The organism is uncultured Traorella sp., from assembly GCF_944327115.1.
Classification (GTDB): domain Bacteria; phylum Bacillota_I; class Bacilli_A; order Erysipelotrichales; family Erysipelotrichaceae; genus Traorella.
In genome coordinates this window covers 1-17,883 of the sequence record NZ_CALVGS010000110.1, presented here as the reverse complement: position 1 = coordinate 17,883, position 17,883 = coordinate 1, and the positions used below count along the sequence as shown (strand labels likewise).

The window sequence follows — 17,883 nt, the reverse complement described above, 5'->3', positions numbered from 1 at the left end:
ATCACATCTAGGGAAAGTGCCAGAATGTTAAGTGTATCCCAGGATACTTTTTTAAGATGGAATAAGACGTACAATTAGTGTTTGCAGGCATTTCATCAAGAAATGCCTCTTTCAAGTAAAAAATATGCAACAAATCATAAACATAAAGGACACTTTTGATTAAGCGAGCTAAATAATTGAAAAAAAGCCAAAATAATATATACTAAGTTAGAAAGATTAGTGGGACTCCTTTATTATACTGTTAGGTGGGTCTATTATAAGATATTGGGTTTATATTTTATTTAGTGCTCATATCAGCTTTTTATAATGAATTATCACTTTTTTAATAATTAATCTTAAAAAATGGTATTGACAAGTTTGCAAACATATTGTATTATAATTGAGCGCTATGACTTGTTAGCTCAGCTGGCAGAGCAACTGACTCTTAATCAGTGGGTCCAGGGTTCGATTCCCTGACAGGTCACCATTTTAATAAAATAGTCTGAGAAATCAGGCTTTTTTTGTGTATTGCTCTTAATTGGATAGTCCCACTGATCTTTTATACAAAATTTTAGGAAAACAGGAGGGTTAGTGGGAGCTTGATATCAATTTTGATGGATATATCTTCAAATGCCCAGACGACATTCTTTTGATAACATAGCCTAAAGCGGAGGACATGATGAAAATAAATAAAAAAGCAGACGCTGTCTGCATGCTTCAAGGTACAAGAGAGTATCGCCGTTTAAGAGCTGCATGTATGCTTTATCAGACAAATGAAGGTGTTTTGATCAGAATGAATGTACGAGGATTTCCTATGCCAAATCGTATCCGCTGTAATCAGCCGATCATAGCTTTTCATATCCATGAAGGAAAAAGCTGTACCGGAAATCCGAGAAATCCTTTGGCTGATGCCAAGGGACATTACAATCCGAATAATTGCTCGCACCCATATCATGCAGGCGATTTAGGAAATCTTTTTATCAATCGTAACGGCAGTGCTTTTATGTGTATGCTGAATGATCGCTTTACGCTGGAAGAAGTGATGGGAAGGGTCATGGTTCTTCATCAGGATCCGGATGACTTTAAAACGCAGCCTTCTGGAAACAGTGGAGAAATGATTGCTTGCGGTGTGATCCGTCCATTTACTGAAAATCGTCCGCAGCCATATCCGGAAAGATAACTAAATAACTATGAAAGTTCAAACTTTCATAGTTATTTTTTACTGTCTATGGCATCAATTATAGTTTCTAAAGCTCCATTTATAAAATTAATGGATCTTTCACTAAAAATTTCATCATTTGATGATAAGGATATATGGGCAGTTGTTAGTTCATCATCTTCTGAGGCTTCTGTGCTACCCATCAAAGTTGTCCATTGAATTTCAATATTTTCCTTAGAAACAGGTTGATCATATTCAATAGAATATTGTGCCGGTTTAAAAAGAGCAAAATTCGATTCGCTATTTACCGTAATTGTATAATCGCTGTCTTGAAAAACCTGTATTGTGTAATAAACGATATCTTCTTGTGAGGAAACATATTTTTCATTAGGAGAAATCGTTTCTTCATATATCAGATTTTTTTGGCTGGGTGATTCAGTATATGAACATGCCCCGACTAAGAAAAAGACAGTTAGCAATAAAATAGATTGAATAAATTTTTTCATTCGTTCAGCTCCTTTTTTTGACATTCTTATCTTTTATTAAATTATATAAAAAAGGATATAAAAATCAATGATAAAGATAGATTGTATATATTTAGATCTTTTTCTCAAAAGCTGAAGATGCATAATAAAAAGCCTTAAAAATAAGGCTTTATTTAAACACTGGCGGAGAACATGGGATTCGAACCCACGGAAGCTTTCACTTCGCCACCTTTCCAAGATGGTGCCTTAAACCGCTCGGCCAATTCTCCAGTATCTACAATTTTAAGGAATTTCTGACTTTTGTCAAGAAGTTTATGTAGATTTCAGGCATATTGTTTGCATCTTTTTCATAAGAGAGTAATATCATAAGTAGAGAGGTAACTATATGTTAAATAATATTGGAATTGTCGGATTAGGTGTCATGGGAAAGGCCATTGCTCAAAATATCGGCAATCATGGGTATCGGGTATCCCTTTACAATAAAACGTTTGAAAAAACAGTTCATTTTGTTAAAGAGCATCCTAATTTTCAAGGCTTCGAAAATTTAGGTGAATTTGTCAATTCATTGGAAAAGCCACGGAAAATTTTATTAATGGTGAGTGCTAATGCGGTCGACAGCGTTTTAGATCAATTGATGGAGCTTGTTGAAAAAGATGATATCGTTATAGATGGCGGTAATTCTTTTTATCGTGATAGTGAAAGAAGAATGGCAAAATGTGCACAAAAGGGAATTTATTTCATAGGTATGGGCATATCCGGTGGTGAAGAAGGAGCCTTAAAAGGACCAAGTCTGATGCCATCCTGCAATTATGCAGCTTATGAACAGGTAGAAAAGCTGTTGCAAAAGATTGCTGCTAAAACAGATGATGGTGAACCTTGTGTCAGTTATATCGGTGAGGGTGGCAGCGGTCATTTTGTGAAAATGGTGCATAATGGGATCGAGTATGCAGATATGCAGCTGATCTCGGAAACATATATGGCTTTGAAGAAAAATCATTTTAACAATATGCAAATAGCTGAAATATTTGAAAAATGGAATCAGGGTGAGCTTTTCAGTTATCTGATAAGCATTACGATCGATATCTTAAGATTTAGTGATGATGAAGGAGTGGTGCTTGACAGGATCAGGGATGTGGCCCATCATAAGGGAACCGGGGCATGGAGCGCTTTAAGTGCGATTGAATATAATGAGGCGGTTCCCAGTCTGATCGCTGCCCTCCAGGCACGATTTATAAGCACTAAAAAGAAGGTAAATCATGCATATGAAAATGATGAAAAGATTGCGGATAATTTCATTGATGAGCTTAAGATCAGTTTTTATCTTTCAAAGGTCATGATCTATCATCAGGGCTTTGAATTGATGAAAAAGGCTTCTGATGCAAATAACTGGCATCTTGATTTTTCACAGATTGCTCATATATGGCAAAAGGGATGTATCATCCAGTCGTCATTTTTGAAAAAGATCGTTGCTGTTTATCAAAAGGATAAAACCTTGCTGGAAGATGAAGCCATCGTTGAGATGATCGATCAGAATCAAAAAATGTGGCGTCACGCTTTGCAAATATTGATCATGAAAGGTGTATATGCACCTGTCTATCTGTCTTCCTTGACGTATTATGACGGTTTGAGCAGTTCTATAGGCATGAATCTGATTCAGGCACAGCGGGATTATTTTGGGGCGCATACGTATGAGCGTACAGATATGGATGGCTTTTTTCATACAGAATGGCAAAGAAACTAAAAAAAGTTTCTTTTTTTTTGGGAAAAATGACGATGGCGTGCATATAAAAGAGTAGGAGGTGATAGCATGACCCAGCTAAGTCATCAACAGCTTTCCCGCATGTACGGTAAAGTGGTGACGACAAGTGCCCTTTTAGGTTATTTGGCGATTGCGGCAGGAGCAGCCGCCATCATTAAGATTCTGACTTCCTCTAAAGGGCGTGTTTCGATCCCGGGAATCAATATTACTTGGGGAAATTAGTTCTTTTGAATCGTTAGAATCATAAGATGATAACAGAGGTGACACATGAATAAAACATCGGCCAGTGTCTTTTTGGCAATCATACTGGATCTGATCTTTGCCTTTCTTTTTCTTATTCTTTTAAGCCAGTGGAAGGGTGAGGAAGCGGAAGTAACGTTACATATGAATCAGATAGGAATGTTTAAGGAAACAACAAATAGTACAGCCTGTATTGAAAAGCTGAAAGGATTGGGATATGAGGCATACAGCTATACGAAGGATGATTTGATCATTGTTGTCACCTCACTTAGCTTAAATGAAGAAGAAACGATCGAAGCCCAGAAAAAGCTTCGTGAAAATCAGATTTCTTATATATTGAAAAAAGTGACGTCGACAGGAAAACAGTTTAGTGAAGCTGTCTTGAAAGGAGATATGGAAATGGTGATGGAGCTGATGTCAGATTAAAGTAAAAGAAATAGAAAAAGAAGAACGTCCCCGGGAAAAGGCAATGACCTATGGTATTTCTTATCTTCAGCACAGAGAATTGATCGCTATGCTGCTAAGAAGCGGTTATAAGGGAAAAAGTGCGCTTGAGCTGGCAGATGATATTTTAAAACTGCGTCCCAACTTAAGCATGCTAAGTCATCTGACATTAGAAGAGCTGACTTCCTTAAAGGGGATAAAAAAAGCCAAGGCTTTGGAAATCTTAGCGTGTTTTGAGCTGAGCAGAAGAATGGCAGTTGCATGTGTGGAAAAAAGAATTTCCATTCATTCACCTGAAAATCTTGTGCGATGGCTGAATCGTGAGATCGGTTATCAGGAACAGGAGCATTTCATGATTCTTTTTTTGAATCATAAAAACGAATTGCTGACCTATAAGGATATGTTTGTCGGCTTACAGAACAGCTGCAACGTATCAGTAAGGGAAGTCTATACTTATGCTTTACGAATCAACGCTTCTAAGATCATGCTTGTACATAATCATCCCAGCGGTCATGTTGAACCGTCAAAAGAAGATATCGTGATCACCCGGCAATTTATTGAAGCCGGTAAATTGTGCGGCATTGAGTGTCTGGATCATCTGATCGTCGGTCAGAATCGTTATTTCAGCTTTAAAGAAAAACAAATGATTGCAAGTTAGGTCGGTTTTTCTTATAATTAGATAAGGTGATATTATGTCAAGATTTACAAGGCTTCAGAAACTGCTCCTTGCGCTGATTGCTGTTTTGCTTGTTTTTGCACTTTCTACAAATGGCAAGGGCAGTGCTATAAAAAGTATCGTATATGATCCTTTGGTCATGTTGAAATACAGTATTTTGGATTATCCAATTGAAACCCTGCAGAATTTTTTCAATGATTTTAATGATTTGTGGCAGGTAAAGCAGGAAAATGATGCGCTTCGTCAGCAGCTGGCACAAAGCGATCAGCTCAGTGCCATGATTGAGAATCTGCAGCGTGAAAACGCTGAATTAAAAGAGCTTCTCGGAAATGATGTGGCCGCTCATTATGAAAAGGTCAATGCCCGTATCATCAGCCGTAATCCGGAGGTCTACAACAATCAGATCACGATCAATGTCGGTGCTGCGGATCATGTTGCCCTGGATAATGCCGTCGTTTCTGCTTATGGATTGATAGGGAAGATTACCGAGGTCAATGAACATACCTCACGGGTTCGTCTACTGACATCACAGGATCAGCTGAGCATGGTTTCGGTACAGATCCATGTGAGCGATACGGAGGTCGTAAACGGATATCTTGAACAATATGATCTGGAAAAGGGTGCTTTTATCGTACGTCTTTATACGAATACCGATCAGATCAGGATCGATCAGAATGTGACGACAAGCGGTGCCGGCGGTGTATTTCCAAGTGGTATCCTTGTCGGTACGGTCATGGAGATCGAAGAAATGCGTAATGAGAACGGACGTATCGTCTATGTGACGCCGGCCGCAGATTTCTCCAGCTTTGAATATGTCAGTGTTTATTGTGAGGTACAGCCATGATCTTACAGGTACTTTTTATTGCGGCTTCCTTTCTGGCAGATGAAGTCATTGGCGGCTTGCTTCCGCATTCCTTCATGCCGGGTGATATTGTGATCACGCCGTGTCTGGGGCTTAGTGCACTGGTATTGATGCAGCGGAAGATGGATCGGATCGATTCGCTGCTGATCACAGTGATTTTCGGACTTTTGTATGATTATTTTGCGGCGCATACGTTTTTGGTCTGTACGATCGTTTTTGTGATCATTAACTTAGCGGTGTCACAATGGCAGAAGCATATTACGGAATCGATGCTTGAAAGCTGTATGTTAGTCTTTACGACAATATTTGTCAAGGAGTTTCTGGTATACTTCATCATGACATTGCTCTCTGAAACGCTGATGCCTTTTGATATGTGGTTAGTTTCCCGCGCTTTTCTGACTTTGCTCTTTAATGGAGTGTTGGTGGTGATCATCGTGTGGGCTTCCAGAATGATCGAAGACGTCATGCTGATGCGCGAGAAAAAGATCAGAAAAGAGGAAACGATCTCATGGTGGAAGATATCATCAAAGCGGTAAATCATTCTTTTGTATATGTAAGTCGCAGTGAATTTGGGATAATGACAGAAATATGTGGTGAAAAGCTTTTAGCCTGCTCCCAGCGCCATGGGGGAAGGTTTGAAGCTTTTTTTGATTGTCTGGATTGTGATGAAAGACAATTGATCACACTTTTAAAGATTTGTGAACAAGCGCATACCTTGTTTCTTGGTTTTGTAAGTGAAAAGGGTGAAAAAGAAATCAAGGTGCTCAACAGGAAGATCTATCCCGGAGAGCGTTTGATCTTTGAAGAGGATGTCATGATCTTTCAGGATATTCCTTTTGATTGTTATCTGGAATGTTACGGCAATCTCATCGTATTGGGGAAGATCAAGGGCTGTATCGATTTTTATCATCGGGATTGTTACTGTGTAGCTTCAAGCCTTCAGCAGGCGCGCATTCGCATCTTTGACAGTCAGTTTCATAAACTGACAAGTTTTTCCAGCAGTGTTCTATATTATGAAAATGGTCAGATCATGAGGGAGGAAAAGACATGGGAAGTTGCATTGGGATCACCTCTGGAAAAGGCGGTGTAGGAAAAAGCAGCGTCTGTATTGGATTGGGAATTGCACTTGCACGCAGGGGTTATAAGGTATGTCTGGTGGATATGGATCTGGGATTGAAAAACCTGGATGTCATGATGGGACTTGAAAACCGGGTTTTTTATGATATCTTGGATATTGCACAAGGAAGATGTACTCTTGCACAGGCAATTGTTTCTGCCAAGAATCAGAATAATTTGAAGCTTTTGCCGGCGTGTAAAAGTGTTCATGTACATAAGCTGAAGCAGGAAATGATGCATGAGGTAATCCTTGAATTGAAGGATATGTTTGATTATATACTCCTTGATACACCGGCAGGAATTGAAACAGGATTTCTATATACCTGTGCTTTTGCGGAAAGCTTCATCGTGGTTTCAACATTGGATATGACTGCTTTGCAGGATGCAGACCGTATCATTGGACTTTTAATGAAAGAGAATGTTTGTCAGATCAGATGTATCCTGAACAGGCTCAATCTTCGATATATCGACAAGGGCATCAGCATCCAGCTTTCAAATGCCTTGGAATGGCTCTGTGTGGAATGTATCGGTGTCGTGTATGAGGATGAACAGATCATTCGTGGCTATAATCATGGACAGCCTGCGGTATATCGTGAAAATTCTAAGGCATGTGAATGTTTTGATCATATCTGCAATGCCTTTCTCGGTGAAGAGGTCGTTATTCCAAAGCTTCATAAATCAATTCTAAAACGCTTGTTCTCATCATAAGATAAAGTATGAAAAAGAAACAGAAAGCCGGCTTCGTAAATTCCTTCATCTTCCTTCTTTTCTGCATTGCCTTATTTCTTGGCTTTAAGATCAATGAGAAGCAGAAGTGGATCGAGCTGCCATCGATCGGTACGTGGCTGCCCTATGAAAATTGGTTTAAATTTTATGATCATGAGGTCAGTGCTTCCATCCAGTATCATCATCTTGTAGATGATATATATACGAATGGGACCAATCTTTGCGCCTCGCAGTTTGACGGTATCGTGCTGAAAACAGATGAAACATCAGTTACGATACTGCATGATAATGGAGTTTTAGGAATCTATGCACAGTTAGAGGATGTTGTGGTAAAAACGGATGAACGGGTTTTGAAGGGACAGGGACTTGGTGCTTTTAAGGATTCATTAAAGCTGGAATTTAAAAAAGATGATCAGAAGCTCAGCTATGAAGAAGTGGTGAAACTGTGAGGTTTCACTTTTCATTTCTATGGCTTCTTTTTTTGATGCTGGCTGTGTTTTCCTATGCTCTTAAAATTTATCTGCTCATCTTTCTGATGCTTTTTATTCATGAAATGGCACATGTCTTTGTGGCTTTGAAGCTGGGTTATCGGGTAGGTGTGATCCATGTCTATCCATTTGGATTTAGTGCTCAGATCGATCATTTGGATCATGGCAGGATTTTTGATATCCTGTTGATTCTTTTGGCGGGATTAAGCATGCATCTGTTCTTTTTTTTGATGATTGAAGCTTTTTGCCGTTTAAATATGATTTCTTTTGGATTCCGGAGCTATCTGATGCAGATCAATGCTGCGATATTATTATTTAATCTTTTGCCGCTTTATCCGATGGATGGCGGAAGGATCTTATTATGTCTTTTGCGGCTGATCTTTTCGTATGATACTTCCAGAAAAGCGGTTTTGATATGTTCCTTTCTGCTCTCTGTCCTGCTTTTTTGGTATGGAAGGTGGAATATGAGGATCCTTTTACTTTTTTTGATGTTTCTTCTGGTGAATGAATTAAGAAGAAATGAAGAAGATCTTGTGGAATATAGTTACTGCCAAAGAAATCGTTTCAAACTTGGTAAAAATCATGTATAATGGTAGCGGTGATGTTTGTGAAGAAACTATGTAAGATCTTTTGCCTGATAGCAGCTGTCGCTGCGATGAGCGGCTGCCGGATACGTGCTGCCAAGGTATGTGCAACGAATTATCCTGTATATTATCTGATCAACCGTATTGGGGGCACATATGTGGATGCCTGCAATCTTTCCAGCAATGATTTGATTCAGGTAGCCTCTGTCAGCAATACCTTTGAGGATGATCTGGATGAGGCTGATGTTGTTTTTACCATATCGCAATTGGAACCATATACAGCTATTTATAGTGATGAGTTTGCCAGAGCTTCGGGTAAGACGATCGATCTGGCTCGGACCAGTGCGATTTATAAATTCGATCGTTATACGACGACGACCGTCAACAACCAGCAGGTCGTTGTGGAAAGCGATTATTATGATGGAGAAATATTTGATAATATCGATACGTATGACAGTGATGTGATCTTATGGATGGATCCGATCTCGATGATGAGCATGGCCAAAACGATTGCTGAAACGCTTTCTGAGGTATATCCTGAATATGCGAAGGATTTTTCGGCACGTTATGATGAGCTGGAAGTGGATCTGGCTGTTTTGGATACCCAGTTTCAAAATATTCGTTTATCAAATAAGAATGTTTCATTTGTCAGTGTAACGCCAAGCTTTGGAAACTGGCAGAAGTCTTATGGCTTTAATGTTTATCCGCTGATCCTTTCTAAATATGGAGCCTTGCCTAGTGATGAACAGCTTGATCTTATCTGTGAAAGAATTACACAGGATGGCGTCAAATATATCGCTCATGAAGAAAATCTGACGGAGGAGATGGAAGAATTGTTCAATGAGGTTAAGGAAAGATGTAATCTTACAGAAATCAAGTTAAACAATATTTCTTCGATTTCAGAGGATGCACTGGCCAATAATATGGATTATATGACATTGATGTATGAGAATCTTTCTCAGATAGAGGCACTTGAGTAATGCTTCGGGTCAATGGATGCCGGTTATTGCCGGGCAGTGAGCTTTCACAGTTGCGGAAGGTGATTGCGAAAAAACTGAAAACAAGAGATTCTTTTGAATATGAAATCGTTCGTGAAAGCATTGATGCACGTAAGGAAGAAATTTATCTGACATACAGCGTTGATGTGAAAATTGCTCATGAAGAAAGGTATCTTCATCTTCAGGATGTTGCCTTATCGAAAACCAAAAAGGCTGAAAAGATCCAATATCGATCGTTTGATACAAGACCACTGATCATCGGGATGGGACCTAGCGGCCTTTTCTGTGCGCTCTATTTGGCGATGCATCATGCAAATCCGATCATTTATGAGAGGGGGAGCTGTGTAGAAAAGAGAATGAAGGATGTGGAAACCTTTTTTCAAGGGGGTCCTTTAGATGAAAACAGCAATGTTCAGTTTGGCGAAGGCGGCGCAGGAACTTTTTCAGATGGAAAGCTGACGTCGCGAAGCAAGGATCCCAGAGGACGTTATGTATTGGAACAGTTTGTTCGATTTGGTGCCGATCCGGCCATCGTTTATCAGAGCCATCCTCATATCGGTACGGATGAGCTGGTAAAGATCATAAAGAAAATGAGAGAAGAGATCCTGCGGCTTGGCGGGGAAATTCACTTTGATCATACATTAGAAGATATTCAAATTGAAGACGGCATGATCCATCAGGTGCAGATCAATGGCCAATGGCTGCCTTGTGATGATTTATTATTAGGAATCGGTCACAGTGCCAGAGATACATTCCGAATGCTGAATGAGAAGCAGGTACACTGTATTGCAAAGAATTTTGCCGTAGGTGTCAGGATCGAGCATTTACAGAAATTTGTGGATGAGAGCCAATATGGTCCTTATGCAGCGGTATTAGGGCCTGCCAGTTACCGGCTGACACATACGACCCAAAAGGGAAGAGGGGTTTATACTTTCTGTATGTGTCCGGGAGGCGAGGTTGTCATGGCAACCTCATCACGTAATCATGTCGTGACCAATGGCATGAGTTATCATAAACGGGATGCTGTTAATGCCAATAGTGCTCTTTTGGTACAGGTTACCACGGATGATATAGGAAGCGGGCTTTTTGATGGTATGAATTTTCAGGAAATGCTGGAACGAAAGGCCTTTGAGCTTGGCGGCTGCAATTATCATGCGCCGGCACAACGGGTTGGTGATTTTTTGAAGCATCAGCCTACATCTGCCTTTGGCAGCATCCGGCCTTCCTGTCGCACAGGCGTGACTCCTTGTGATCTTCATGCGCTGTTTCCTGCCTTTATCAATGAATCACTGGAAGAAGGAATCTTAGCGATGGATAGGAAGATGAAGGGCTTTGCCCAGGAAGATGCAGTCATGTGCGGTGTCGAATCGCGCAGCACATCACCGATTCGGATTGTGCGTAATGATGCATGTGTAAGTGTGAATGTAAAAAATCTTTACCCGATGGGGGAAGGTGCCGGTTATGCCGGAGGTATCGTTTCGGCGGCGATCGATGGTATCAGATGTGCCGAAGAATGGATGAAGAAAAGAGGTAAGCTATGAAAAAATTTATCAATGAATTTAAAGAATTTGCGTTAAAAGGAAATATGTTTGATATGGCCATCGGTGTCATCATGGGCTCTGCCGTATCAAAGGTGGTGAGCTCGATCGTCAGTGATCTGATCACACCGCTGATCAGTCTGGTTACAGGCGGAACAGCTGCATTAAGTGATATGGTACTGACCATTAATGGCGTCAATATCAATTATGGACTTTTTCTCAATAATGTCATTGATTTTATCATGATTGCCCTGATTATCTTTTTGATGGTCAAAGGACTCAATAAGATAAGAACGCTTGCACCTGTCAAAAAGAAAGAGGAAGAAAAGCCGGCTGAACCGGAGATTTCATCTACGGATAAGCTTTTGATGGAAATCTTAGAAGAGCTTCGAAAACAAAAATAAGGTGGAACCTCCCCGCATAAGATGTAGGGGAGGTTTTTTATGTCGAGATCATTTAAAAATAAGATGGTATTTCTATTATCATTTTCTGCCTGTTTCATATTTCTGGGGCTATTTGCTTTTTTACGCTATCAAGGAGCCTTAGGAACCTATATGCGTCTTGTTGGAAACAAACATGCAGAGGTTGAAATTAATGAGGCTTATGAAGATAAGGGCGTTTTGATCCATAAGAATTTTCAGACGATCACGAAAAACATCCATATCCAAAGCAATGTCAATTTGGAAAAAACCGGTCAGTATGAAATCAGTTATACTTTTGAAAATCAAAGGATCGTCCGCTATGTCAACGTAAAGGATACCCGGCCGCCGGTCATGACGCTGATTCAGGATGCGCATATGATCGTTTTTCAAAATGAGGAATATGAAGAACCCGGTGTTGAGATTTTTGATAATTCAAAAGAAGATCTCAATGATCGTCTGCAGATCCATCACCGGATCGACCCTTCGGTCATCGGCGAATATAAGGTTCATTATCAGGTGAGCGACAGGGCAGGAAATAGCAGTGAAATAGAGCGTATCGTAGAAGTCGTGGAAAATCCCTTGATGATGGATTTGCATTATCATTATGATGAATTGGATAATCAGAGGCAGGGCTGGTGGATCAAAAAAGCGAATGATCACGAGCGTAAGCCACCTACTTATGATCAAACATTGATGGAAAAATATAATACTTATTATATCGGAGATGATGAAAAGACGCTCTATCTTACTTTTGATGAAGGCGGAAAGGATCAAACTTATATCAAAGAAATCGCAGATATCTTAAATAATCATGATGTTGATGCCACTTATTTTCTGACACGTAATTATATATTGAAAGAAGCGGATTTTATGCGAGATCTTGTCGCAAACGGTCATGAGATCGGCAATCATACCCGCACCCATCCGGATATGACACAGCTGGCGAATGTTCAAGGATCCAAACAGTTTGTCAATGAGCTGATGGACACTCAGCGGGCCATTTATGAGGTCACCAAAAAAATGCCGCCATTGATCTTTCGCTTCCCAAAAGGAGATTTTTCTTTACGTTCATTAGCCATGGTCAGTGATCTGGGATACCGCACTTATTTTTGGAGCCATGCCTATGATGATTACAGTGCAGATGTTTCCAAAGAAGCTGCTTACAATAATCTGATCTCCCATCTTCATAATGGAGCCATTTACCTGCTTCATCCGGCTAATAAAGGCAATTATGAGGCCATGGAAGATTTTATACTGGAAGCCAGGCGTCAAGGTTATTCATTTGAGCTTGTCAGTCAGATTAAAAAGGTATAAAATAACTGCAGAAAAGAGGGTGTATTATGATCGATGAAAGAATACAAAAATTAAGAAAGCTTATGAAAGAAAAAGGAATCGATGCTTACTATATTCCAACCAGTGACTTTCATAACTCTGAATATGTTTCAGATTATTTCAAGACAAGAGCTTATATGAGCGGATTTAAAGGCAGTGCCGGTTTTTTGCTCATTACACAAGAAGAAGCCTGTTTATGGACCGATGCTCGTTATTTCATCATTGCTGCCAATGCCATCAAGGGCAGTGAATTTAAGCTGATGAAGATGAATGAACCGAATGTGCCTACCTTAGATGAATATATCAAAGCGCATCTGCATGAGAATGATACGTTGGGTTTTGACGGACGTGTTGTTACGGCAGCGCAGTTCAGGCATTTCAAAGAAAGCTTTAAATTGAATTTTAAATGTGATGAAGACTTGGTTGATATGATCTGGGAAGATCGTCCGGCTTTATCTGATAAGAAAGCTTTCTTTATGGAAGAAAAATACAGTGGCAAAAAGACAAGTGAAAAATTAGCGGACATCCGTAAGGTCATGAAGGAACAGGGTGCGGATGTGCATGTTGTTTCTACTTTGGATGATCTGGCATGGATCTTTAATATGCGTGGGGATGATGTTCATTCATGTCCTCTTGTATTGAGCTATGCTGTTATCTTTATGGATAAAGTGGCTTTGTTTATGGATGAAAAGAAATGTGATGAAGGCATGAAGAAGAATTTTGAGGAATGTCATGTCGAGCTTTATCCATATAATGATGTTTATGAATACTTGAAAAAACTGGATAAGGATCATCGTGTCATGGTCAATGAAGCTGTCATCAACTCATATTTATTGGAATGCATTCCTTGTGAGATCGTCAATGCACCAAATCCAAGTACGATGATGAAAGCTATCAAGAATAAGGTTGAAATCGAAAATACAAAATGGGCACATGTCATGGATGGTGTGGCAGTGACAAAATTTATGATCTGGCTGAAAGATGAAATCAAGAAAAGAGATATCAGTGAATTAGAAGTCAGTGAAAAATTATTAAGCTTTAGAAAAGAATGGGCCGATCTGATCGAGCCGAGCTTTGATACGATTGCCGGTTATGGTCCTAATGGTGCAAGCATGCATTATACGGCAACCAAGGATGCTTATGCGATGTGCAAGGCCAAAGATTTTCTGTTAGTGGACAGCGGAGGAACCTATAAGCAGGGAACAACGGATATTACACGTACCTTTATGCTGGGAGAAACCTGTGAAGCATTTAAAGAAGATTATACAACGGTATTAAGAAGTCATATCGATCTTGCAAAGGCAAAATTTTTGTATGGCTGCAGCGGTCCGTCATTAGACGGTATCTGTCGTGAACCATTCTGGGAAAGAAATATGGATTTTAAGCATGGTACAGGACATGGTGTAGGTCATGTGCTGAATGTGCATGAAGGACCGAATAATTTTTACTGGAATCCGTCAAGAGGAATATGTGTCTTTGAAGAAGGTATGATCACAACGGATGAGCCGGGTTATTATGTAGAAGGTTCTCATGGTATCCGTATTGAAAATGAGCTGTTATGTGTAAAAGATGTGAAAAATGAATACGGACAGTTTATGAAATTTGAATCCTTGACATTATGTCCATATGATTTAGATCCTATTTTAAAAAATATGTTGACAAACAGTGAAAGAATGTGGTTAAATAATTATCACAGAGAGGTTTTTGAGAAACTTTCTCCGTACATGAATTCTTATGAGCTTGAAAAGCTGAAAGAATATACAAGAGAAATTTAAAAGCAGGTAACTGCTTTTAATATGCGGATATGGCGGAACTGGTAGACGCGCTAGATTCAGGTTCTAGTGGTAGCAATATCGTGCAGGTTCAAGTCCTGTTATCCGCACCATTATTCAAGATAAGCCCTAGAAATAGGGCTTTTTTGATGCATTGATTTGAAAATGACGACAAAAATGACGACAAAATTATTGCTTTTTCTGAAATTATCCCTTCTATTTGTCAATGAGAAAATATTATACCTTGTAATAATAACTTTTTTAAGAGAAAAGGATCATGACATGAATATTATCAGGTTTCGGCTTAAAGGATTGTAAAAGGATCACGGCAAAATTATGTTGAATCATGTTTTTTGAAAAAGAATCCTTGAATTATGGGCCATAAATCTGTAAACTATATAAAATGAGGAAGAGATATGTTTGGATATGTGATGGTGAATAAGCAAAAGCTGAGTGAAGAGGAAAATGATACTTATTTAGGCTTTTATTGTGGTTTATGTGATTGTCTTCATCAGACGTATGGAAGAAGCGGACAGATGGCATTAAATTTTGATATGACCTTTTTGGCAATACTGCTGAGCGGGCTTTACGAATGTGAGGTCACATCAAAAGAATATCGATGTCCTTTTCATCCGACGAAAAAAAGAAATCTCTTTCACAATGTGATGATCGAATATGCTTCGGATATGACGATTCTTCTTACTTATTTAAAATGTGAGGATAACTGGGAAGATGAACGTAAGAAATCAAGCTATATTTATCAGAAAGCACTGAAAAAGAAATTCCTACAGGTACAAGCAAAATATCCGGATAAAGTGAAAAAGATCCGGGAGGTTCTTGAAAAAACTCATTTATTGGAAGAAGAAAAATGTGAAGATATTGATGCTTTGGCAGGACTGAGCGGAGTAATGTTGGGTGAGATCCTTGCTTATCGGGAGGACGAATGGAAAGGACTTCTATATGAAATGGGTGATTATTTAGGACGTTTTATTTATATCATGGATGCTTATGAGGATGTAGAAAAAGATATTTCTAAAAATTGTTTTAATCCGTTTATAAAAAGTTACCAAAAATGTGGATTTGATGAACGGATAAAAAATATACTGGAACTGATGATCGCACGCTCAAGTGATGCGTTTGAAAAGCTGCCGATTCTTGAATATGCAAATATTTTACGAAATATTATATATTCAGGGGTGTGGGCAAGATATGCAATGGTGAGAAAGAAAAGAGAGGATGATAAAGATGGAAGATCCGTATAAGATTTTAGGTGTCAGCCCTGATGCCAGTGATGAAGAGGTGAAAAAAGCATATCGTCAATTGGCGAAAAAATATCATCCTGACGTAAATAAGGAAGCAGGTGCAGAAGAGCGTTTCAAGAAGATTCAGAATGCCTATGATACGATCATGAACATGCGTAAAAACGGCGGTAATGCACGTGAATTCTGGAATCAGTACGGTTCTCAGCAGACCTACGCCAATAATGATTATCAAAGAGTGGTCAGCTTTTTGAATATGGGGCAATATTTATATGCTTATCAGCTTTTGACCAATATGAGCAATCGTGATGCCAACTGGTATTATCTTTATGCGATTGCCAATTATGGACTTGGTCAGCAGGTAGCAGCGATGGAAGCGGCTGAAAGAGCCTGTCAGATGGATCCGACGAATAATGAGTATCGTCAGCTCTATGCGCAGATACAGGGAAGCCAGAATCGTTATCGCAGGATGCAGCAGCCTTTTGGTGACGGCGGATCGCTTTGCTGTCAGCTGATGCTTTGTAATATGTGTTTAGGTGGTTTTGGGGTACCGCTTTTCTGCTGCTGTTAGTTATGGAAGAGTTGATTCAGAAAATTGTCAGGGAGTATGTAAAGATCCTGCAGACAAATTTAGTAGGTATTTATATTCATGGCTCTTATGCGATGGGAGGCTTTAATCCAAGTAGAAGTGACTTGGATTTTCTTGTTATTTGCGAGCAGATACCATCTTTTGACCAGAAAAAAAGGATGATTCGGTTTTTGATGGATCATGAGTCTGAGGCACCCTTCAAGGGCTTTGAGATGAGTGTGGTGCTGAAGCGTTATTGTCTGAATTTTATCTATCCGACACCTTATGAGCTTCATTATTCACCGATGTATCTCTCTTCTTATCAAAAAGATCTGGAAGGGACCCTTTTGAAAATGCAGGGAAAAGATGAGGATCTTGCTGCTCATTTTATGATAACGTATCATTTTGGCATCTGTGTTTATGGAATGGAGAAAGAGCGGCTTTTTTCAGAGGTGCCTAAAGAAGCATATTTAGACAGTATCGAAAAAGATGTCGCAGATTCGAAGAAACGATTCAAAAAGGAACCTGTTGATGTCATATTGAACCTGTGCCGCGTGTATTATTATAAAAAAGAAGGGGTCGTGTCAAGCAAGCTTTTAGCGGGAGAATGGGCGATCCGACATTTTCCTTATCCGTTAAATAATATCATATCAAAAGCGTTGTCGTGTTATCTTAATGATCAAGTTGATAAAATAGATGAAAAAGAAGGGGATTTATTATTTGAATTTATGGAAAAAGAAGGGATTTTGAATGAAAAAGTGTAATGTGATCTTAGTTTATGATGAAAATAAAGAAAAGATATTGATGTGTAAGCGTAAGAAAAATCCCTATAAAGGGTTATTGAATCTGGTAGGGGGAAAAGTTGAAAAGGATGAGCTGAGCGAACATGCAGCTTATCGTGAATTATATGAGGAAACAGGTATTTCTTCTGATGATATCATTTTAACTCATTTGATGGATATGGTGTATCATTTAGATGATCTAACCGTAGAGGTCTACATAGGAATGCTTGCTCATCACAAAGAGGTATATGGAGATGAGAATGAGCTGTGCTGGATTGATAAGAATGAAGATTTCTTTGATATGAAGATTTATGCCGGTGAGGGAAATATCGGCCATATGGTCAAGGTGGCAGAGGGTTATCATGATGAATTGTTTGATGATCTCATATTTATAAAGCCGGATGCATCTTATGCGAGTGAAATAGCGGCATATCGGCAGGAGTTTTTAGATGCACGGGATTCGATGGATGGTACAGGAAATTTAAGAGAATGTGAGGATCCTTTGGAATGGATTTCCGGGTGCAAAGATTATGAGGATGCTGATAAGGTTCCATCCCACCGGGTGAGCTGTGAACAGTATATTCTTGTCAGGAAGAAAGATAGAAAGATCGTGGGCATGATCCAGCTTCGTCATGAACTAAATGATTATCTTTTCAATTACGCTGGTCACATTGGTTATAGTGTCCGGCCGGGT

Annotated in this window: 21 protein-coding genes and 3 tRNA genes; 22 read left to right on the top strand and 2 right to left on the bottom strand. The window is 39.4% G+C overall.

The features are described from left to right. Positions 1–390: 390 nt before the first annotated feature. Together Q0K35_RS09555 and Q0K35_RS09550 are read left to right on the top strand one after the other, a co-directional pair. Positions 391–466: transfer RNA gene (locus Q0K35_RS09555), tRNA-Lys, on the top strand. Positions 467–658: 192 nt separating this feature from the next. Beyond that, positions 659–1,159, top strand: coding sequence for a superoxide dismutase family protein (locus Q0K35_RS09550; protein ID WP_294562576.1), 501 nt, complete (start codon positions 659–661; stop codon positions 1,157–1,159). A 32-nt stretch (positions 1,160–1,191) separates the two neighbouring features. Here the strand turns inward: Q0K35_RS09550 and Q0K35_RS09545 are convergent, their stop codons facing one another. Then, positions 1,192–1,644: a hypothetical protein gene (locus Q0K35_RS09545; RefSeq protein WP_294562574.1), complete on the bottom strand. Its 453-nt coding sequence runs from the start codon at positions 1,642–1,644 to the stop codon at positions 1,192–1,194. Positions 1,645–1,804: 160 nt separating this feature from the next. Continuing rightward, a tRNA-Ser gene (locus tag Q0K35_RS09540) sits at positions 1,805–1,892 on the bottom strand. A gap of 116 nt (positions 1,893–2,008) precedes the next feature. Here Q0K35_RS09540 and gndA point away from each other — a divergent pair. From gndA to Q0K35_RS09440, 20 genes are all read left to right on the top strand, one after another. Beyond that, positions 2,009–3,364 (top strand): NADP-dependent phosphogluconate dehydrogenase, encoded by a 1,356-nt coding sequence (gene gndA, locus Q0K35_RS09535; protein ID WP_294562573.1) that lies wholly within the window; start codon positions 2,009–2,011, stop codon positions 3,362–3,364. Positions 3,365–3,430: 66 nt separating this feature from the next. After that, positions 3,431–3,604: a hypothetical protein gene (locus Q0K35_RS09530; RefSeq protein WP_294562571.1), complete on the top strand. Its 174-nt coding sequence runs from the start codon at positions 3,431–3,433 to the stop codon at positions 3,602–3,604. 45 nt (positions 3,605–3,649) lie between these two features. Beyond that, entirely contained in the window at positions 3,650–4,048 is a 399-nt protein-coding gene (locus Q0K35_RS09525) for a hypothetical protein (protein ID WP_294562569.1), read from the top strand. Continuing rightward, positions 4,044–4,724 carry a DNA repair protein RadC gene (gene radC, locus Q0K35_RS09520; RefSeq protein WP_365936222.1) on the top strand — a complete coding sequence of 227 codons (681 nt, stop codon included), beginning with the start codon at positions 4,044–4,046 and terminating at the stop codon, positions 4,722–4,724. Before Q0K35_RS09525 ends, radC begins: the two co-directional genes overlap by 5 nt. 34 nt (positions 4,725–4,758) lie before the next feature. Beyond that, a complete protein-coding gene (gene mreC, locus Q0K35_RS09515) occupies positions 4,759–5,586 on the top strand; it encodes a rod shape-determining protein MreC (RefSeq protein WP_294562568.1) in 828 nt (275 codons plus the stop codon). After that, positions 5,583–6,140 (top strand): hypothetical protein, encoded by a 558-nt coding sequence (locus Q0K35_RS09510; RefSeq protein ID WP_294562566.1) that lies wholly within the window; start codon positions 5,583–5,585, stop codon positions 6,138–6,140. Before mreC ends, Q0K35_RS09510 begins: the two co-directional genes overlap by 4 nt. Continuing rightward, positions 6,113–6,694 (top strand): hypothetical protein, encoded by a 582-nt coding sequence (locus tag Q0K35_RS09505; protein ID WP_294562564.1) that lies wholly within the window; start codon positions 6,113–6,115, stop codon positions 6,692–6,694. Before Q0K35_RS09510 ends, Q0K35_RS09505 begins: the two co-directional genes overlap by 28 nt. After that, positions 6,652–7,428 carry a septum site-determining protein MinD gene (gene minD / locus Q0K35_RS09500; RefSeq protein ID WP_294562562.1) on the top strand — a complete coding sequence of 259 codons (777 nt, stop codon included), beginning with the start codon at positions 6,652–6,654 and terminating at the stop codon, positions 7,426–7,428. Before Q0K35_RS09505 ends, minD begins: the two co-directional genes overlap by 43 nt. Positions 7,429–7,436: 8 nt before the next feature. Next, positions 7,437–7,895: a hypothetical protein gene (locus tag Q0K35_RS09495; RefSeq protein WP_294562561.1), complete on the top strand. Its 459-nt coding sequence runs from the start codon at positions 7,437–7,439 to the stop codon at positions 7,893–7,895. A gap of 35 nt (positions 7,896–7,930) precedes the next feature. Beyond that, positions 7,931–8,524 carry a site-2 protease family protein gene (locus Q0K35_RS09490; RefSeq protein WP_294562560.1) on the top strand — a complete coding sequence of 198 codons (594 nt, stop codon included), beginning with the start codon at positions 7,931–7,933 and terminating at the stop codon, positions 8,522–8,524. Positions 8,525–8,541: 17 nt separating this feature from the next. After that, positions 8,542–9,498 (top strand): metal ABC transporter substrate-binding protein, encoded by a 957-nt coding sequence (locus Q0K35_RS09485; protein WP_294562559.1) that lies wholly within the window; start codon positions 8,542–8,544, stop codon positions 9,496–9,498. Next, positions 9,498–11,057, top strand: coding sequence for an FAD-dependent protein (locus Q0K35_RS09480; RefSeq protein ID WP_294562558.1), 1,560 nt, complete (start codon positions 9,498–9,500; stop codon positions 11,055–11,057). Before Q0K35_RS09485 ends, Q0K35_RS09480 begins: the two co-directional genes overlap by 1 nt. Further along, a complete protein-coding gene (gene mscL / locus Q0K35_RS09475; RefSeq protein ID WP_294562557.1) occupies positions 11,054–11,458 on the top strand; it encodes a large conductance mechanosensitive channel protein MscL in 405 nt (134 codons plus the stop codon). The genes Q0K35_RS09480 and mscL overlap by 4 nt, the downstream gene beginning before the upstream one ends. 39 nt (positions 11,459–11,497) lie before the next feature. Beyond that, entirely contained in the window at positions 11,498–12,790 is a 1,293-nt protein-coding gene (locus Q0K35_RS09470; RefSeq protein ID WP_294562556.1) for a polysaccharide deacetylase family protein, read from the top strand. 26 nt (positions 12,791–12,816) lie between these two features. Continuing rightward, positions 12,817–14,583, top strand: coding sequence for an aminopeptidase P family protein (locus Q0K35_RS09465; protein ID WP_294562554.1), 1,767 nt, complete (start codon positions 12,817–12,819; stop codon positions 14,581–14,583). A 23-nt stretch (positions 14,584–14,606) separates the two neighbouring features. Continuing rightward, a tRNA-Leu gene (locus Q0K35_RS09460) sits at positions 14,607–14,693 on the top strand. 303 nt (positions 14,694–14,996) lie between these two features. Then, positions 14,997–15,842: a DUF5685 family protein gene (locus Q0K35_RS09455; RefSeq protein WP_294562553.1), complete on the top strand. Its 846-nt coding sequence runs from the start codon at positions 14,997–14,999 to the stop codon at positions 15,840–15,842. After that, positions 15,826–16,410: a DnaJ domain-containing protein gene (locus Q0K35_RS09450; RefSeq protein WP_294562552.1), complete on the top strand. Its 585-nt coding sequence runs from the start codon at positions 15,826–15,828 to the stop codon at positions 16,408–16,410. Before Q0K35_RS09455 ends, Q0K35_RS09450 begins: the two co-directional genes overlap by 17 nt. Before the next feature lie 2 nt (positions 16,411–16,412). Continuing rightward, a complete protein-coding gene (locus Q0K35_RS09445) occupies positions 16,413–17,171 on the top strand; it encodes an aminoglycoside adenylyltransferase domain-containing protein (RefSeq protein ID WP_294562550.1) in 759 nt (252 codons plus the stop codon). Beyond that, positions 17,158–17,883, top strand: a 726-nt coding sequence (locus tag Q0K35_RS09440) for an NUDIX domain-containing protein (RefSeq protein WP_294562549.1), incomplete at its 3' end; no start/stop codon positions are given. The genes Q0K35_RS09445 and Q0K35_RS09440, both read left to right, overlap by 14 nt.

Excerpts from the sequence above, each read along its gene's own strand:
- Q0K35_RS09550 (WP_294562576.1), top strand. The coding sequence starts at position 659 with ATGAAAATAAATAAAAAAGCAGACGCTGTCTGCATGCTTCAAGGTACA.
- Q0K35_RS09545 (WP_294562574.1), bottom strand. The coding sequence starts at position 1,644 with ATGAAAAAATTTATTCAATCTATTTTATTGCTAACTGTCTTTTTCTTA.
- gndA (WP_294562573.1), top strand. The coding sequence starts at position 2,009 with ATGTTAAATAATATTGGAATTGTCGGATTAGGTGTCATGGGAAAGGCC.
- Q0K35_RS09530 (WP_294562571.1), top strand. The coding sequence starts at position 3,431 with ATGACCCAGCTAAGTCATCAACAGCTTTCCCGCATGTACGGTAAAGTG.
- Q0K35_RS09525 (WP_294562569.1), top strand. The coding sequence starts at position 3,650 with ATGAATAAAACATCGGCCAGTGTCTTTTTGGCAATCATACTGGATCTG.
- mreC (WP_294562568.1), top strand. The coding sequence starts at position 4,759 with ATGTCAAGATTTACAAGGCTTCAGAAACTGCTCCTTGCGCTGATTGCT.
- Q0K35_RS09510 (WP_294562566.1), top strand. The coding sequence starts at position 5,583 with ATGATCTTACAGGTACTTTTTATTGCGGCTTCCTTTCTGGCAGATGAA.
- Q0K35_RS09505 (WP_294562564.1), top strand. The coding sequence starts at position 6,113 with ATGGTGGAAGATATCATCAAAGCGGTAAATCATTCTTTTGTATATGTA.
- minD (WP_294562562.1), top strand. The coding sequence starts at position 6,652 with ATGGGAAGTTGCATTGGGATCACCTCTGGAAAAGGCGGTGTAGGAAAA.
- Q0K35_RS09495 (WP_294562561.1), top strand. The coding sequence starts at position 7,437 with ATGAAAAAGAAACAGAAAGCCGGCTTCGTAAATTCCTTCATCTTCCTT.
- Q0K35_RS09490 (WP_294562560.1), top strand. The coding sequence starts at position 7,931 with ATGCTGGCTGTGTTTTCCTATGCTCTTAAAATTTATCTGCTCATCTTT.
- Q0K35_RS09480 (WP_294562558.1), top strand. The coding sequence starts at position 9,498 with ATGCTTCGGGTCAATGGATGCCGGTTATTGCCGGGCAGTGAGCTTTCA.
- mscL (WP_294562557.1), top strand. The coding sequence starts at position 11,054 with ATGAAAAAATTTATCAATGAATTTAAAGAATTTGCGTTAAAAGGAAAT.
- Q0K35_RS09470 (WP_294562556.1), top strand. The coding sequence starts at position 11,498 with ATGTCGAGATCATTTAAAAATAAGATGGTATTTCTATTATCATTTTCT.
- Q0K35_RS09465 (WP_294562554.1), top strand. The coding sequence starts at position 12,817 with ATGATCGATGAAAGAATACAAAAATTAAGAAAGCTTATGAAAGAAAAA.
- Q0K35_RS09455 (WP_294562553.1), top strand. The coding sequence starts at position 14,997 with ATGTTTGGATATGTGATGGTGAATAAGCAAAAGCTGAGTGAAGAGGAA.
- Q0K35_RS09450 (WP_294562552.1), top strand. The coding sequence starts at position 15,826 with ATGGAAGATCCGTATAAGATTTTAGGTGTCAGCCCTGATGCCAGTGAT.
- Q0K35_RS09445 (WP_294562550.1), top strand. The coding sequence starts at position 16,413 with ATGGAAGAGTTGATTCAGAAAATTGTCAGGGAGTATGTAAAGATCCTG.